Raw genomic sequence first — 17436 nt, forward strand, 5'->3', positions numbered from 1 at the left:
TGGATGGCAAAGATTATGGCCAAGATTGCTAAATTCGGGTCAGCCGCAGTCGTTTCCCTCGGGTTACTAATAGCGGCAAGTGAAGCTGGCGCGCAGGTAGTTCGCGACGTAATTAGCTTTACCGGGCAGAACGAGTCGGGCGATCCGGCCGCACCGCCAGCGCAGGGCAGAGATGGCAAACTGTATGGAACTTCGCCGAATCCGCTTGGGTTCTCCGGATCGGACTTCAGCCTCTCTACGACCGGCGTGATGCACGTAATTCACAGTTTCGGATCAGAGGCAGGAGGAGTCAATCCATTCGCAGGGCTTACACTAGGTACCGACGGAAATTTCTATGGGGCAACCGCGGCGGGTGGAACTTCAGCGTATGGCGTACTCTATCGGCTGGGCCCACTGGGCACCTTTACGATCCTCCACAACTTCCTTGGTGGAAGCGACGGTTCGTCGCCAACGTCGGCTCCCATCGAAGGGTCCGACGGCAGCTTCTACGGAACTACCGCAGGGAACGCGGGAAATCCGCCCACCATCTACAAGTACACCCCTTCGGCCGGAACGCTGACAACTCTATATGTGTTCGACTCCATCCACGGAATCGACGTGTGGGCAGGACTTCTTCAGGGATCCGACGGCTATCTTTATGGCATTGCACGCAGCGGCGGGGCCCACAATTTTGGAACAGCCTTCAAACTGGACACCTCCGGCAAAATGCTGTTCTCCTATAGCTTCCCCGGAGGAAGCGGAGGCCGGGTTCCGCAGGGACCGCTCGTCGAGGCCACCGACGGAAATTTCTACGGGACGACGGAGTTGGGAGGCTCGACACAGCAGTCAGGATACGGAACCGTGTTCAAGATGAATAAGAAGGGGTCGGTTTCAATATTGTTCTCTTTCGATCCCTCGACCACGGCCTACAACCCGTTGGGAGGCGTGGTGCAGGGTACGGACGGATATTTATACGGAACGTTAAGCCTAAGCACACAGAACGAAGGGGCGCTTTTTAGAATTAGTCTAGGCGGTCAATACCAGCAGCTGTATCGATTTCCTCAGGCGGTAGGCTCGGGCATCGGGTCTGCGCTTTTGCAGGATACGAACGGCCTTTTTTATGGCAGTGCCGAATACGGCGGCGCCTACGGCTACGGCGCCGTCTACAGCCTCAACATGGGGCTCGCACCGTTCATCACGTTCGTGCAGCACACGGGTAAGGTCGGCCACACGGCGCAGATTCTTGGCCAGGGACTTACTGGCGCGACCAGCGTCACCTTCAACGGCGTACCCGCCACCAGCTTTTCGGTGAAGTCCGATACCTATATGACGGCGGTCGTCCCCAGCGGCGCAACCACGGGAACCGTCACCGTGACCACGCCATCCGGCACGCTGAACGGTAACCGGAGCTTCCGGATTTTGAAGTGACGCTCGACGGGCGGGGCCTTCAAATACGGGCTTACTTCACGTGCACTTCTTGGGCAGCCGCTGCCTTGAAATAATCCAGCGATTGCCGCAATCCGATCTCCAGATCAATCTTGGGCTCCCATCCCAGCAACTGGCGCGCCTTGCTAATATCGGGACAGCGCTGCTGGGGGTCGTCGATGGGGAGCGATCCGTAACTGATTTTGCTCTTCGATCCGGTCACCTTCAAAACCATCTCCGCGCATTCGAGGATGGTGAATTCATTCGGGTTACCGATGTTCACGGGAAGATGCTCGTCCGATTTCGAGAGGCGCAGGAAGCCGTCGATCTCGTCGCTGACATAGCAAAAGCTGCGGGTCTGGCCGCCATCGCCATAGACCGTGAGGGGTTCGCCGCGCAGAGCCTGCTTCATGAAGTTGGGGACGACGCGTCCGTCGTTGAGCTGCATGCGCGGGCCGTAGGTGTTGAAGATGCGCGCAATGCGCGTGTCCACTTTGTGATAGCGATGATAGGCCATGGTGACGGCCTCGGTGAAACGTTTGGCCTCATCGTAGACCGAGCGCGGGCCAACGGAATTCACGTTGCCCCAGTAAGTTTCTTTCTGCGGGTGCTCCAGCGGATCGCCGTAACACTCCGAGGTGGAGGAGACGAGATACCTCGCGTCGTACTTGTGCGCGACATGGAGAGCATGAAACGTCCCGAGTGAGCCGACCTTCAGCGTGGGAATGCCATGCACGGTATAGTCCACAGGACTGGCTGGGCTGGCGAAGTGGAAGACGTAGTCGACCCGGCCAACATCGAACGGCTGGCAGATGTCTTGTTCTACGAACTCGAAGCGCGGCTCGTTGCGCAGGTGATCGAGATTGGCACGGCGGCCGGTCAGAAGATTGTCGACGACGACGACGCTCCAGCCCTCGCCGAGCAGGGCATCGCAGAGATGAGAGCCGAGGAAGCCGGCGCCACCGGTAATGACTGCGCGTTGTGCTCGATTGCCGTTCTTACTCATGTTTTGTTGATCATAACTTCGTTGATCATAACTTCGTCGATCATACTTCGCCGATCATACTTTGTCGGATCATACTTCGCCGATCATGCTTTCTTGCCGTTTTTCATCGCCGGAGCGGGAACGCCATCGGGATGAGCGGCGGCGCGGCCCACGCTGTAGTAAGTAAATCCCTGGGCGGCCATGATTTCGGGATCATACAAGTTGCGGCCATCGACGACGATGGGGAACTTGAGTTCCTGCCGAATGCGGGCGAGATCGAGGTTGGCGAATTCCTCCCACTCGGTGAGGATCAGCAGAGCGTCGGCGCCGTGCGCGGCTTCGTACGCCGAACTGGCGAAGGTGACGCCCTGCGGAATTTGTTGCTGGGCGCGTTCCATGGCGGCGGGATCGTAGGCCGTGATCTTGCTGCCGGCCTGCAAGAGCGCCTGCACCAGAAATAACGCCGGCGATTCGCGGACGTCGTCAGTGCCGCCTTTAAACGCCAGGCCCAGCACGGCGAGATTCTTGCCGCGCAGGGTCCAGAGCGCGCTGTGCACTTTGCGCAGAAAGCGCTGGCGCTGATCTTCGTTGATGCGCATGACTTCGTCGAGCAGGCGGAAGTCGTATCCGTTCTCGCGCGCGACGGAGCGAAAGGCCATCACGTCTTTAGGGAAGCAGGATCCGCCATAACCGATGCCTGGGTTCAAAAAGCGGGAGCCGATGCGGGAATCGGTGCCGACGCCGTGAACCACTTGATTCACGTCAGCGCCGACCGACTCGCAGACCGAAGCGACGGCGTTGATGAAAGAAATCTTCATGGCGAGAAAAGCGTTCGAGGCGTGCTTGATCAACTCGGCGCTCTTGCTGCTGGTCGCGATGAGCGGCGGCGGGATCGGAGCGCGGTCGGGTTTGGGGATGGCGTCGGTGCGCCGGTAGTAGCTGCCATCGGTGAGCGGAGCATAGACCTCGCGCAGGACTTCGGCGGAACGCTCGCTGTCGCAGCCGATGACGATGCGATCGGGGAACAGGAAGTCGGTGACGGCGGTGCCTTCGCGCAGAAATTCGGGGTTGGAGGCCACATCGAATGACTCCGGGTCGGTGCCGTTACGCAGGATGATCCTGCGCACCCAATCGCTGGTGTAAACGGGAACGGTGCTCTTTTCGACGACCACTTTGTAATCGTTGATGCCCCCGGAGATTTCGCGAGCCACCGATTCGACGTAAGAGAGATCGGCTTCTCCACTTTCGGTGGGCGGAGTGCCGACGGCCACAAAGATCACCGCACTCAAGCGCGCCGCTTCGGTTAGATCGTCGGAAAAAGTAAGGCGCTGTCCGCGATGGCGGCTGAGCAATTCGGGCAGAAACTTCTCATGAATGGGCACCTGGCCGTCCCGCAGCGCGGCCAGTTTGGCTTGATCGTTATCGACGAGGATCACGTCGTGTCCGAGATCGGCGAAACAGGCGCCGGCTACCAGACCTACGTATCCCGACCCTACCACTGCAATCCGCATCGTTGAAGTCCTCAAGAGGAGTCGAGAAATAATACTGCCGGGGACTAACTCTCTTCTGATCTTACAAATTCTAGTGGGTTGTTTGAGATCGTGGGTCAGAAAACTTGTGTTGGGATTGAGGAACTGCCAAAACGGGAAATTTTTCGCTGAGCACGACCGACGGGGCTAAAGCCCAATTCGTGGATTGGGCTGGACGCGGCGCTAAAGAGCCGCTCTTCCACGACTGCGTTTGTGAATACGACTGCGTTTGCGGTTGACACCGCACTGGATTCGCGCCAGACTCCGCATGAGAAGCCGAGTGCCGGCGGAAGACTGTTGGTCCTCGCATGACTCCAACCCCATGCCGCAACCGGAATCGTACGAACCCGCACCATCCTGGGATCAAGAGAAGAATGCGGATCAGAAATCATCTCGCCAGATGGGGAATGTGGTTTCTTCGGAGAATGCGCGCGATGTGTTTGAGGTGGCGCGGGCCCTTGCGGCGCATGGCGGCGGAACGGGATCGTTCGACCTCGCGTTGGACCTGGTGCTGAACGATTTAGTGGAACAGGCGCGCTTGTTGACCGGTGCCACCGGAGCGGCGATCGCGCTGGCCAGAGATGGCGAAATGGTTTGTCGCGCGACTGCGGGGGCGGATGCGCCTGACTTGGGAACAAGAGTCGAGACTACGTCAGGGTTGTCGGGAGCGTGCCTGCAAAACGGAAAGATGCAGCAATGCGCCGACACGGAAACAGACCCGCGCGTGGATGCCGAAGCCTGCCGGCAACTGGGTGTCCGATCGATCATGGTATTGCCGCTGGGAGATGATAAGAATCCGTTTGGAATTCTCGAGGTGTTCTCATCACGACCGTACGCCTTCAGCGATCGGGATATGAGTTCGCTGCAAGTATTGGCGCGGCGCGTGATGGAGAACAAGCGAGGTGCCGAGGATGCGGAGAGCGAATTGGAAACCCGAATCGCGCTCGAAGAAAAATCGTCGGGGCTCCCCCATGTTCAGAGCGACGTTCAGAGTGAAGTTCAAGATGTTCAGAAAGACGTTCAGAGAGACGTTCAGAAAGATCGGCAACGTGTCCGCACAGACCTCTGGTCATCGCTGCTGGGCGTGCTGGTGATCGTGACCGCGATATTGCTGGTGCTGGCGGTGGGGTGGCGGGGAGCGTTCGAACTGCGATTGCGATCCGAAGGCTCGAAGTTAAAGAGCGCGGGGTCGAGGTTAGGGCCCGAGAGTCAGACAAAGCGGAGCGAAGCAGCCCCATCGACCGGTTCGCCGGAACCACAAAGCTCAGGCGCCGCGATGGGGCCACAAAATACCGCGCCCGTCCTGGCCGAAGCGTCCGGCGGCGAGCTCGTCGTCACACAAAATGGCAGAGTCATCTATCGTCAGCCGGCCGTGGAGGAATCGGCTGCTGCTCAATCGAACCCAACCCCAGATAAGGCGAGCCATGATGACCTTGCGAGTCGACTCATTCATCGCGTGCAGCCAGAGTATCCTCAGGCGGCGCGAGTTCGAAATATTCAGGGTGTGGTGGTATTGGATGTGCAAGTTGGATCGGATGGAGTGGTGCGCAACATCGCGGTTGTAGAGGGCGATGCGGTGCTGGCGGATGCGGCGGTGCGGGCGGTGCGGGAGTGGAGGTATCGTCCTTACTCCGTCGACGGCAGACCAGTGGAAAGGCAGGCGCGAATCACGATCCGGTTTAGGCTGCCGCCGAACTAACGAATAGACTCGGAATCGCGAAGGGCACGAAGTATCGCGAAGGCTATCTTTTCTGAGATTTTGTCGAGAGATACGGGCAATTGACGGATATTGCCCGGTTTTGCCGCGTTTTTTGGGCGATTCCAAGTCTATGAAAAGCGACCAGGTATGGGGCGTTGGGGTCTTTCTTCTCTAGTGAAAACAAGTCTTTTAGCTCCACGGAAGTCTTTCTTCACCAGCACTTTCTTCCCATTGCAGGATCTTGCAGGAGTCGCTAGATTAGTCCCACTTGCTGTTGGCTTTACGCCTTGAGTCTAAGGCAATTTCACTGGTAGTACTGACCCCCCCCTTTTCATGAAAGCGCAAGCGATCAGGTTCTCGCTTGTCCAGGATTAAATCAACCAAAAGTCGCGTCCGTGGGAAATCTGTCGGAACCACGAATGTGACTGAGAGGGCGGAGCCATGAACGGAGAGCTACAAGCGGAGGAAATGGAACAGTCAATGGAAAGCGTTGCGACTGCCGATCCGACACGCTGGTACGCCGTTCGCACCCGCTCGCGGCACGAAAAACTGGTGGCCCGGCAATTGGAAACTCAGGGCATCCAGTCCTTCCTTCCCGTCGTCACCAAAATCAGCAACTGGAGCGATCGCAAGAAAGAAGTGGAAATGCCGCTGTTCTCGGGCTATGCGTTCGTGCGCGTGGACCATGCCTCGGACGATCGCGTGCGCGTTCTTAAGACCCAGGGCGTGGTTAGCTTCGTGGGCGTGCAGGGCGTGGGAATTCCGATCCCCGATCGGGAGATCGAGAACATCAATACTCTTCTGGCCAGCAAATTGACTTATCAGGAGCGGCCGTATCTGCATGTCGGCCAGCGGGTGCGGGTGACCGGCGGGGCGCTGGACGGGATGGAAGGCATTCTGGCCGCCGAAAACAGCGACCGCAGCCTGGTGATTTCTGTGGGATTGATTCAGCGATCGTTAAGTGTCCGAGTGGCCGGCTATCACGTGGAACCGATTTAGTCTCCTTCTCCCCTTACTTGGAAATACAAAGTTCAAAAAGATCAAACGCTGTGGTGAGGTGCACTTTATGAATGAAACACAGGTGAAAGGCAGTAAGATTGAATCCCAGCCGATGGCGGGGAAGCTGTCTCGGAATGAGAGCGGGGCGGAACAGGGCCAGAATCCGCCCTCGCTGCGCAGCCTTCGCGTCGAAGCTGAAATTTATGCCATCAGCCGGACGCTGGAGTACACCGGCTGGAACCGGCGGCGGGCAGCGCAGTTGCTGTCCATCAGCTACCGCGGAATTCTGTACAAGATTCGCCAGCACAACCTGACGCCGCGTCCACGGGGGCAAGAACCGCCGGTGAGCGAGATTCTTAAAGCAGAGTCTCAGGGTTAGCGCTTAGGGCGGGACGAAGAGAATAATCCCCGGGCGTTATCGGGTGCAGTGTCATTATGTCGGAGGACTTGCAATGATAATGAAAACGAGTTTCGTGTCGGCAATACGATTGTGCGCAGTAGTACTGGCCGTTACTGCCGTTTGCGCGGCACAGGGGGAAAAGGCTGCGACGCCAGCCGCGTCGCTGGTGTCAGCGGGCGCTACCGCAGCGCCGGCGGCCAGCAGTTCGACCTCGACTCCGACGAGCACCGTGGCAACTGCGGCTAACACATCTTCGGCTAGCACCGCCGCTAACTTTCCGCAGCGCAGTCCGCGCTACCACATCGAGCCTGGCGATACCTTCGATCTCACGTTCGAGCTGAGCCCCGAATTCAATCAGGTTGCAGTGGCGGTGCAGCCCGATGGTTTCGTGACCCTGCGGGGCGTCGGCGACCTGAAGGTTGCGGATCAGACGGTGCCGGAGCTGACCCAGACTCTGCGCATGGCGTACTCGAAGATTCTGAACGATCCTTTGATTTCGGTAGTCCTGAAGGACTTTGAGAAGCCGTACTTCGTGGCTGGCGGACAAGTAGCCAAGCCCGGCAAGTACGACATGCATGGGCACGTCACGGTGACCCAGGCGATCGAGATTGCGGGCGGTTTTCAATCGAGCGCCAAGCACTCGCAGGTTATGTTGTTTCGCCGCCTGGACGACCAGTGGACTGAGGCCAAGCTGATCGACGTGAAAAAGATGGAGAAGAAGGGAAACCTGACGGAGGATCCATTTCTTCATCCCGGCGATATGCTGATTGTTCCCAAGAATACGATGTCGAAGATCGATCGCTATATTCCGAACCTGAGCATGGGTACGTATCTTCCACTGACAATCCCATAGAAGGCCCCCGAACTGGCTCGTGTGGTATGTCCGGGAACTAGGTTCAAGTATGCCCGGAACTATGAAAGAACACGGAGAGATTATGACTGAAGCAATCAGCAGCCACGGGCACCGGCCCTATTCGTTTACCGCGCGCGACGTGGTCGCGATCGGATTTCGCCACCAGCGGGTTCTGGTGTTGTGTTTCGTGGGAGTAGTGCTGGGTGTGGGCCTGTCCGCGATATTCCTGCCCACCAAGTACCGCGCCGAAACCAAGATTCTGGTGAAGCGCGACCGCGTTGACCCCGTGGTTTCGCCCGAACAGAACGCGCCCATGGTATTTCACGACACCGTGGCCGAGGAAGAGATTAACTCGGAAGTGGAGTTACTCGAGAGCCAGGACGTCCTGCAAAAAGTAGTGACGACGTGCGGCCTGGATAAGAAAAAATTGCTATCGGGCCTGCTGCATCCCTGGCAGACGCCGCAGAATCGCCTCGACAAAGCGGTGCTGGATTTGCGCGCGGATTTGCAGGTCGAAGTGCTGAAGAAGACCAACGTCATCTTTGTCGCCTACGAATCGCATGATCCCAAACAGGCGCAGAAAGTTCTGGCCACCCTTGACGAGGCCTATCTGCAAAAGCATCTGGATGTGCATCATCCTTCGGGACAATTCGAGTTCTTCGACCAGCAGGCGGAGCAGTACAAGAAAGACATGCTGAGTGCGGAAGCCCAGTTGAAAGGATTCTCCGGGCAGCAAGCCGGCGTCGCGCCCACTACGATGCGGGACATGACTCTGCAAAAGCTGGCTGATTTCAACGGATCGTTGCAGACCACGCGGGCATCAATTGCCGAAACCCAGAAGCGCATTACGGATCTGGAGAATCAGGCGCGGTCCACTCCGGCGCGCCTGACCACCCAAACCAAGGCGGGGGACAACGCGCAGGTGCTCGAAAATCTCAAGGCAACGTTGCTGACGCTCGAAAACAGCCGCACGTCGTTGTTAACTAAGTATCAACCCACGTATCCGCTGGTGCAGGAAGTGGATAAACAGATCGCGGACACGACGGCGGCGCTGGCGAAAGAGGAAACTTCTCCGGTGAAAGAAGAAACGACCGGGCAGAATCCCACCTACGCATGGGTCGATTCGGAGCTGGCAAAGGCGAAGGCGGATTTAAGCGGCTTCCAGGCGCGCGAGACCTCGCTGGTTGCGATCGTCAATGAATACAACACGCAGGCGCGGCAGATGGATCAGCAGGGAATTCTGCAAGGCGACCTAGTGCGCACCGAGAAGGCGAACGAAGCCAATTATCTTTTGTACACCAAGAAAAAAGAAGAAGCCCGGATCGAGGACGCTCTCGACCGGACCCGTCTGCTGAATGTGTCAGTGGCACAGGCGCCTTTGTTGCCCAGTTTGCCGACGCGCTCTCCGTGGATATTCGCTCTGGTGGCTTGCTTGTTGGCGGCGGCGGTGAGTTTGGGAGTGGTATTCGCGATCGATTATGCGGATCAGTCCTTCCGCACGCCTTCGGAAGTGATGTCGGAGCTGAGGATTCCGGTGCTGGCGGCGGTTCCACTGCATCGGACCAACGAGTTGCCGAGCGGCAATGGAAACGGAAATGGGCGGGCGGACAACGAGAGGTTTGACCAGACCGGAACCAGCGGACAAGTCATTCAGGGACGAGGGTAAGACCGATGTTTCTAGAATTTTTCGGCCTTCGAGAGCAGCCTTTCGGTGTCACGCCGGACCCGCGATATCTCTATCTCGGACCGGGACACCGGGAAGCCCTGGCATCTCTCTATTACGGGATCGAGGCGAACCGCGGCTTTTTGTCGTTGATCGCGCGGCCGGGAATGGGGAAGACCACGCTGCTCTTCCATCTGCTGGCCAAGTTCGACCGCACGGCCCGGACGGCGTTTTTGTTTCAAACCCAGTGCAGCTCGCGGGAGTTCATGCGCTTCCTGCTGGCCGAGATTGGCATCGAGAGCGAGTCGCAGGATTTCGTAAAAATGCACGAGCAGTTTAACCGCTGCCTGGTGCAGGAAGCGCGAGCCGGCAAGCGCTTTATCGTGGTGATCGACGAAGCGCAGAATCTGGATGCAACCGTATTGGAAACGGTCCGGCTGCTCTCCGATTTCGAGACCCCGCAGGCCAAGTTGCTGCAGATTATTCTGGTGGGGCAGCCGGGGCTGGCGGACAAGCTGGCGAGTCCGGCGCTGGTGCAGTTGCGGCAGAGAATTACTTCGGTGAGCGGACTGGCTCCGCTGACCCGCGAAGAAACGGTTCACTTCATGGATCATCGCCTGCAAGTGGCCGGACTGAAGGGAGCGAAGCTGTTTTCGCCGGAGGCGCAGGAGTTGATCGCGCAAGTAAGCGAGGGCATTCCGCGGCAGATCAATAATTATTGTTTCCACACGCTTTCGCTGGCCTGCGCGATGCGAAAAAGGATGGTCGACGCGGCCATGGTGCGGGAAGTGGTGCACGACCTGGATATTCACCGCTTCGTGTCGGATGTTGGGTTGCCGCCGCACCGGCACTCGAATGGAAACGGAGCGAACGGGGCGAATGGCTCCAATGGCGATCCGTTTCATCCGGTGGAGGAAATTCCCGGCGTGGCGCGGGAATATTCCAATGCGATCGCGGCGGCGGGTGCGGGGGCGAAGGATTACTTGAGCCCGGCGGAAGCTATCGAGCATATGCGGGATGTAGCGCGGTTGTTGCATAACTGGCGCAATGGATCGGGCCGTCCCGACCGGCAGTCAGCCTAGCCGCCACGTAGCGGCGTCGGTAGAAACAGCACGGGAACCAGAAGACTAGAGGCACTACGGGACCTTATGAGCAGAAACTTTGAACTGATGCAAAACCTGGGCAAGGAACAGGAAATGTTCCAGGCCCCCATAGCGCAAGCCACGGAAACGGCCACGGTGGAAGAGCCGGTGGTCAATGCAGCGCAGCCGGTCGAGCTGCAACCCCTCCAATTGAAAATGGAAGATAAGCAGAAGGAAGAAATTTTCAAGCTGGTGCAGCGCGTATTTTTGATGCCAGGGGAGAAGTCGCGCGTGGTCGTGGTTTCGGGGATGGAATCGGGCAATGGATGCAGCTGGATTTGCGCCCGCATGGCGGAAGTGCTGGCCGCGCAAACCTCCGGATCGGTGTGCGTGGTGGACGCGAACCTGCGTTCGCCGGGGCTGCATCGCGAATTCGGCGTGCCCAATCATTACGGACTCACCGACGCGTTGCAGGTGAATGAGCCGGTGCGCCGATTTGTGACCTCGCTTTCGCGTCCGAACCTGTGGCTGCTCAGCTGCGGCGCGGAAATCGACGGCATGCAGAATATGCTGGGCTCGGACCGCATGCGGTCGCTGTTGCCGGAATTACAGCGCGAGTTCGACTATGTATTGATCGATGCACCCTCGATGGGATCGGGCGACGATGGCCTGATGCTCGGGCGCAGCGCGGAAGGGATCGTGCTGGTGCTGCGAGCGAATTTGTCGCGACGCGAGACGGCGCGTAAAGCGGTGCGCAATCTGGAACATGCGAATGTTCGGGTGCTGGGGGCGGTGCTGAATCATCGTACGTTTCCGGTGCCGGAGGCGATTTACCGGAAACTGTAGAGTGCCAGGGGTGCCGTGCGGCTGGCGCGCGGCAGCGGTTGCGACCGAGATCCCTCTCTTCGCCTGAAGAGCGGCTCCGCTTGATTGGATAAACGACGTTGGATGACAATGCAAAAAAGTTAGTCGAAACAGTTCGCACGAAACATTAAGAGACTTATGTTCGAGAATTTGAGAGAAGACATTAACCGGGCGATGCGGGAGACGCGCAACGACCCGAACTGGAAGCCGAGTCTGGGCAAGCGCCTGGAAGTCATGGTCCGGCATTCGACCTGGCCGGTGATCGCTTACCGCTATTCGCGCTGGGCGCGTGGCGTGCGCATCCCCGTGATTGGGCTGCTGCTGCGGATTTCAGGGCTTTTCTTCCGCAAGTGGGTGGAAGTTTTCACCAGCGTGCATATCGACGTGCGGGCCGATATTGGGCCGGGATTGGTGATCCACTCGGTGTACGCGATCAACCTGGGGGCGACGAAAATCGGCAAGAATTTCACGATCGCCACGGGATGCCTGATTTCGCATGCCTGCCGCGGAATTGGCGACGATGTTTATTTCGGCCCTGGCGCGAAGCTGGTCGGAGACGCGAAGATCGGCAGCAACGTGACCATCGCGGCCAACAGCCTGGTGCTGACCGATGTGCGCAGCAACATGATGGTGATGGGAGTTCCGGCGCGCATCAAGTTGCCGGGCGGGCGTCCGCAACGGTTTGTGAAGGCGCCGGCGCCGGCGCCGGCTGCGCCTGCCAGTGCGGCCGTGCCGGAGCGGTCGGCGGCTGGGATTTCGGCGTAAGACGGTCGGGTTCGCGCGCCGGGCCGATTAAGACTGAGATCCTTCCCTTCGCCTGAGGAACGGCTCCGGTCAGGATGACATCGCGTTCTTGATGAAATCGCAATCATTGATGACATTGCAGTACTAAGCTCGTATCCGGCAGTCCGGGGTACTGGGGCCAGAACGAAAAGGAGAACGACAACCTTGGACTTTGCATGGAACGAGGAGCAGGCGGCATTTCGTAAGGAGGTTTTGCGATTTGCCCGCGAGGAGCTGAAAGACGACGTTATTGAGCGGGATCGCAACGAAGAATTCTCCCGGCCGCTGTGGGAGAAATGCGCGAAGTTTGGTATTCAGGGACTGCCGATTCCCGTAGAGTATGGCGGAGGCGGCGCGGATATTCTGACTACAGTATGTGCGCTGGAAGCGCTCGGCTACGGATGCCACGACAACGGGCTGCTGTTTTCAATCAATGCGCACATGTGGAGCTCGGAGATTCCGATCTGGAATTTTGGCACCGAGGCGCAGAAGCAGAAATATCTTCCTGGCCTGGTGAGCGGGGGCCTGGGATTGCATGCGATGACGGAGCCGGGGTCGGGCTCGGACGCCTACAGCCTGAAGACGCGGGCCGAGCGCAAGGGCGATAAGTATGTGCTGAACGGATCGAAGACCTTCAGCAGCAACGCTCCGAATGCGGACGTCACGATTGTTTTTGCGAACCTCGATCCCAGCCGCGGGCCAAACGGGGTCACGGCATTTCTGGTGGACAAGGGAACGCCCGGTTTCACCGTCGGCCGCAAGCTGCACAAGATGGGGCTGCGGACTTCCCCGATGGCGGAACTTGCGCTGCAGGATTGCGAGATTCCGGTAGAGAACCTGCTCGGCAAGGAATTTGGCGGGCAGGCAGTGTTCACCTCGTCGATGGAATGGGAGCGCATCTGCATTCTGGCCAGCCACCTGGGTGCGATGCAGCGGATCATGGAAACTTGCGTGAAGTACGCCCGCGAGCGCAAGCAATTCGGCGAGCCCATCGGAAAATTTTCGGCGATCGCCAACAAAATCGCGGACATGGATGTCCGACTCGAGACTGGGCGGCTGGCGCTTTATAAGGCGGCGTGGATGAAGAGCCAGGGCCGGCATCCGTTGCGCGAGGCTTCGATCGCTAAACTTTATGTGAGCGAGGCGTGCGTGCAGAGTTGCCTGGACGCGATCCAGTTGCATGGCGGCTACGGCTACATGACTGAGTATGAACTCGAAAGGGAATTGCGCGACGCCATCGCTGGCACGATTTATTCGGGGACTTCGGAAATTCATCGGGTGATTATCGCGAACATGCAGGGTCTGTAGTGTTTGTCTTGGCTGGCGCTCTGGGCCTGTTGAGCGGGAGATCCTTCCCTTCGCCTGAAAGACGGCTCCGGTCAGGATGACATCGTAAATCGTAGACTTTATCGTTGTTGCTTCATCCTCCAAACTAAATCCTATTGGACAGGGTTTTCGATCATGGCATACGTATTGCAGCAATTGTTGAGCAAGAGTGCGAAGGCTTATCCGGAGAAGCCGGCGGTGTGGGCGCGCGGCCGTAGCATTACCTATCGGGAGTTGGACGAGCGGTCGAATCAGTTGGCGCATCTTTTGCGGGAAAAGGGGATCGACAAGGGTGATCGCGTCGGATTGTTCTTCCCCAAGTGCGTGGAATCGATTGTGAGTATGCTGGGCGTGCTGAAGGCGGGCGGAGTTTATGTGCCGCTCGATCCGCAGGCGCCGGCGGATCGCGTCGGCTACATCATCGGGAACTGCGGCATCCGGATTCTGATTACCAACAGCGAGAAGCGGGCGGCGTTGACGCCGGAGACGCAGAGCGAACTGGAATGCTGCATTCTGACCGAAGGCGAAGGCAACGGAAGCGATCTCATCTCTTGGACGCAACTCGCGGCGTTTGAGGCGTCGCATGCGCCTAAGGTCGATCTGATCGAAACCGACCTGGCTTACATTCTTTATACGTCCGGTTCGACGGGGCGGCCCAAGGGCGTGATGCTGTCGCACCAGAATGCGCTGACGTTTGTGGAGTGGTGCGCGGAAGAATTTCAGGTGCGCGGCGACGACCGGTTGTCGAATCATGCGCCGCTGCACTTCGATCTTTCGGTGTTCGATGTTTACAACACCCTGGAAGCAGGGGCGACGGTTTACCTGATTACCGAGGATCTGGCGGTGTTTCCGACCAGCCTGGCTAATTTTATCGAAAGCCAGCAAATTACGATCTGGTACTCGGTGCCTTCGGCGCTGATGTTGTTGCTTTTGCATGGGCGGGTGACGGCGGAGAGATTGAAGAGCATTCGCATTCTGCTCTTTGCCGGCGAAGTATTCCCGATGAAATATCTGCGCCAACTGGCGGAGGTTTCGCCCAACAGCGAACTTTACAATCTGTACGGACCCACCGAAACCAACGTCTGCACGTATTACAAAGTAGAGCGCGAACGGCTGGCCGGGATGGAGAAGCTGCCGATCGGAATCGCCTGCGCCAATACGGATTGCTTTTCGGTGACGCCGGAGGGACGGCTGGCAGGGAAGGGCGAGGCGGGCGAGTTGTATGTGCGCGGGCCGGCGGTGACTAACGGCTATTGGGCGGACGCGGAGAAAACGGCGAAGATGGTGGTGCCGAATCATTTCCAACATCACTTCGAAGAGAAGATGTACCGCACCGGGGACATGGTTACGGTGGGCGAGGATGGCAACTATTATTTCCAGGGCCGCCGCGACAGCATGATCAAAAGCCGCGGTTATCGCATTGAGCTGGGCGAGATTGAGAGCGCATTGTTGAGCCATCCTGGAGTGCGCGAAGCGGCGGTGCTGGCGGTGCCGGATGAGATCATCGGCAACCGCATTCGGGCCGTGGTGGCGCTGCACATTGCGGGATCGCTGAGCGTGCTTGAGTTGCAGCAATACTGCGCGTCGCGGGTGCCGAAGTACATGATTCCGGAAGTGATGGATTTGTGCGAGGAGCTGCCGAAGACTTCGACGGGGAAGATCGATCGGGTCAAGTTAGCGGCGGAGCCTGCGGGCGTGCGTTAGCGGGGCTAAAGCCCAAGTCACAGTAGGGGCTTTACGCGGCGCTAAAGCGCCGCTCTTCCACAGGAAGCGAAAGTTTGGTTGTGGATTCGGTAAGCAATAAATCGGCAAGCAATGAATCGGCAAGGAATGAATCGGCAAGCAATAAATCAATAGCAGTTGGGAGACGAAAATGATTGAGTCAGCCATGGTGAAAGATCAGATCCGCGAGTATGTGCTGGAGGAGTTTGCCAAGCCCAAGGGCATCATGCAAATCACGGACCAGGAAGTATTGACCAAGAACGGCATCATCGATTCCATGGGAATTTTTCGCCTGGTGTCGTTTCTCGAGGACACGTTCAACGTTCGCGTCGGAGACGAAGAAATTACGCACGACAATCTCGAAAGCATCGATGCGATCGAGCGGCTCGTGATTGCCAAGTCGAAGAAGTAAATACTACTTCAAGTCCGATCGGCGTAGACGTGAACGGTTGACGTAAACTGTTGACCTGGTTTTTCGATCCAAATCGTCCACGCTTAGTCGCAAACCCTGATCGTAAAGCGGGCACCGGCCGCGTTGTCCGCTCAGGCCCTAGTTGTAAAGTTGTTTCCCCTCCCCCAGGTTCGCGAAAGACGGTTCGCGAAAGACGGTTCGCGACAGACGGTTCGCGACAGACTCAGACCCATCCCAGGATTTCTTATGCGCATCGGCCGTAAAGTATTTTCCAACGGTTTCAAGGCGTTTGATTTGCTCTTGATGGTGGTTTCCTTCGCCGTGTCGACCCTGCCGCAATACCAGCGGGTGGGGCGGTTTACCCTGGCGGAGTTCTTCGAGTTGCGGGTGAAGCTCGGGAATCTTATTCTCTTCATCAGTTTTCTCGCCATCTGGCACATCGTATTCAGCGTCTTCGGGCTTTACGGCTCGAAGCGGCTGGTGGGCCGGCGCTCGGAAATCTGGGACATCCTGCGTGCGACAACGCTGGGGACGATCGTGATAGCCGTCTTCGGCTTAAGTTTCCGCATCTGGGTGGTCAATCGAATCTTTCTGGCGCTGTTCTGGTTGCTGACTACGACGAGCGTGGTGCTCAGCCGTGTCGTGATTCGAGAGGCGCTGGCGTATGCCCGGCGCCATGGGCGGAACACGCGGAACATGCTGGTGATCGGTACGAACTCGCGCGCGCTGGAACTGGTGGAGCGAATCCAGCGCAAGCCGGAACTGGGTTACAAGATATTGGGATTCGCCGACGAAGAGTGGACCGGGATAGAGGAGTTCAAGAGGCAGGGACACGTTTTGGTTTCGAGCCTCGATACCTTGCCTTCGTACGTGCGGCGCAATGTTGTCGATGAAGTCGTGCTGGCGCTGCCCATCCGGTCGTTCCACGGATACGCGTCGCAGATTGCGTCGGCCTGCGAACAACAGGGGATCATTGTTCGATTCCTGCCCAATATTTTCGACTTGAAAGAAGCGCGCCAGCGCGCCGACGAGTTTGACGGCGATGCGCTGATCAGCCACGAGAGTACGATTACCGATTTTTGGGGCCTCACGATCAAGCGCGCGATCGACATTGTGGTCTCGGTGACGGCGATCCTTCTGGTTTCGCCCGTGATGCTCCTGGCGGCCCTGCTGGTGAAGCTGACTTCGCCGGGACCGATTTTCTTTGTGCAGAAGCGGCTGGGGCTGAACAAGAGAATGTTCCAGATTTATAAGTTCCGCACCATGGTGGTGGATGCGGAGCAGCGCCTGAAGGACCTGGAGCACTTGAACGAAGCCGACGGAGCGGTGTTTAAGATCAAGAGCGATCCACGCATCACGGCGATCGGAGCGTTTCTGCGCAAGACCAGCATCGACGAACTTCCGCAACTGTTTAATGTGCTGAAGGGGGAGATGAGCCTGGTGGGTCCGCGTCCGTTGCAGGTGCGGGATTACGAATTGTTCGAAACCTATTGCCAGGACTGGCAGCGCAAGCGGTTCAGCGTGCGTCCTGGCATTACTTGTCTGTGGCAGATTATGGGGCGCAGCTCCACCACCTTCGAAAAGTGGATGGAACTTGATTTACAGTACATTCGCACCTGGTCGTTGTGGCTCGATTTAGAGATTCTGGCCAAGACTGTTCCGGCTGTCCTGAAAGGTTCTGGGGCCGCGTAAGAACTTAAGAACGTCTTACTCTC

Annotated in this window: 15 protein-coding genes; 13 read left to right on the forward strand and 2 right to left on the reverse strand. The window is 57.9% G+C overall.

The features are described from left to right. Positions 1-3: 3 nt before the first annotated feature. On the forward strand, positions 4-1407 hold the full coding sequence (locus tag VGM18_20155; GenBank protein ID HEY3975327.1) for a choice-of-anchor tandem repeat GloVer-containing protein: 1404 nt from the start codon (positions 4-6) through the stop codon (positions 1405-1407). A 31-nt stretch (positions 1408-1438) separates the two neighbouring features. On the opposite strand, the gene VGM18_20160 is transcribed toward VGM18_20155, so the two are convergent. Then, positions 1439-2410, reverse strand: coding sequence for a UDP-glucuronic acid decarboxylase family protein (locus VGM18_20160; protein ID HEY3975328.1), 972 nt, complete (start codon positions 2408-2410; stop codon positions 1439-1441). An 83-nt stretch (positions 2411-2493) separates the two neighbouring features. Beyond that, positions 2494-3900 (reverse strand): UDP-glucose/GDP-mannose dehydrogenase family protein, encoded by a 1407-nt coding sequence (locus tag VGM18_20165; protein HEY3975329.1) that lies wholly within the window; start codon positions 3898-3900, stop codon positions 2494-2496. Between the two features lie 340 nt (positions 3901-4240). On the opposite strand from VGM18_20165, the gene VGM18_20170 reads away from it, so the two are divergent. From VGM18_20170 to VGM18_20225, 12 genes are all read left to right on the forward strand, one after another. Further along, a complete protein-coding gene (locus VGM18_20170; protein ID HEY3975330.1) occupies positions 4241-5617 on the forward strand; it encodes a TonB family protein in 1377 nt (458 codons plus the stop codon). 468 nt (positions 5618-6085) lie between these two features. Beyond that, positions 6086-6616 (forward strand): UpxY family transcription antiterminator, encoded by a 531-nt coding sequence (locus tag VGM18_20175; GenBank protein HEY3975331.1) that lies wholly within the window; start codon positions 6086-6088, stop codon positions 6614-6616. 67 nt (positions 6617-6683) lie between these two features. Then, a complete protein-coding gene (locus tag VGM18_20180) occupies positions 6684-6995 on the forward strand; it encodes a helix-turn-helix domain-containing protein (GenBank protein HEY3975332.1) in 312 nt (103 codons plus the stop codon). Between the two features lie 79 nt (positions 6996-7074). Next, the gene (locus VGM18_20185; GenBank protein HEY3975333.1) at positions 7075-7869 is read left to right on the forward strand and encodes a polysaccharide biosynthesis/export family protein; all 795 of its coding nucleotides are present in this window, start codon (positions 7075-7077) and stop codon (positions 7867-7869) included. A gap of 82 nt (positions 7870-7951) precedes the next feature. Further along, positions 7952-9535: a hypothetical protein gene (locus VGM18_20190; protein HEY3975334.1), complete on the forward strand. Its 1584-nt coding sequence runs from the start codon at positions 7952-7954 to the stop codon at positions 9533-9535. Positions 9536-9540: 5 nt separating this feature from the next. Then, positions 9541-10614 carry an AAA family ATPase gene (locus VGM18_20195; protein HEY3975335.1) on the forward strand — a complete coding sequence of 358 codons (1074 nt, stop codon included), beginning with the start codon at positions 9541-9543 and terminating at the stop codon, positions 10612-10614. A gap of 66 nt (positions 10615-10680) precedes the next feature. Continuing rightward, on the forward strand, positions 10681-11460 hold the full coding sequence (locus VGM18_20200) for a CpsD/CapB family tyrosine-protein kinase (GenBank protein HEY3975336.1): 780 nt from the start codon (positions 10681-10683) through the stop codon (positions 11458-11460). A 156-nt stretch (positions 11461-11616) separates the two neighbouring features. Then, complete coding sequence (locus VGM18_20205; GenBank protein ID HEY3975337.1) at positions 11617-12243, forward strand: hypothetical protein; 627 nt, start codon at positions 11617-11619, stop codon at positions 12241-12243. Between the two features lie 183 nt (positions 12244-12426). Next, positions 12427-13569: an acyl-CoA dehydrogenase family protein gene (locus VGM18_20210; protein HEY3975338.1), complete on the forward strand. Its 1143-nt coding sequence runs from the start codon at positions 12427-12429 to the stop codon at positions 13567-13569. A gap of 153 nt (positions 13570-13722) precedes the next feature. After that, the gene (locus VGM18_20215) at positions 13723-15291 is read left to right on the forward strand and encodes an amino acid adenylation domain-containing protein (protein HEY3975339.1); all 1569 of its coding nucleotides are present in this window, start codon (positions 13723-13725) and stop codon (positions 15289-15291) included. A gap of 169 nt (positions 15292-15460) precedes the next feature. Continuing rightward, positions 15461-15721 (forward strand): acyl carrier protein, encoded by a 261-nt coding sequence (locus VGM18_20220; GenBank protein HEY3975340.1) that lies wholly within the window; start codon positions 15461-15463, stop codon positions 15719-15721. Positions 15722-15967: 246 nt separating this feature from the next. Continuing rightward, positions 15968-17413, forward strand: a complete 1446-nt coding sequence (locus VGM18_20225; protein HEY3975341.1) for a sugar transferase — start codon at positions 15968-15970, stop codon at positions 17411-17413. Positions 17414-17436: the final 23 nt, after the last annotated feature.

It is taken from the genome of Candidatus Sulfotelmatobacter sp. (genome assembly GCA_036500765.1).
Taxonomy (GTDB): Bacteria; Acidobacteriota; Terriglobia; order Terriglobales; family Acidobacteriaceae; genus Sulfotelmatobacter.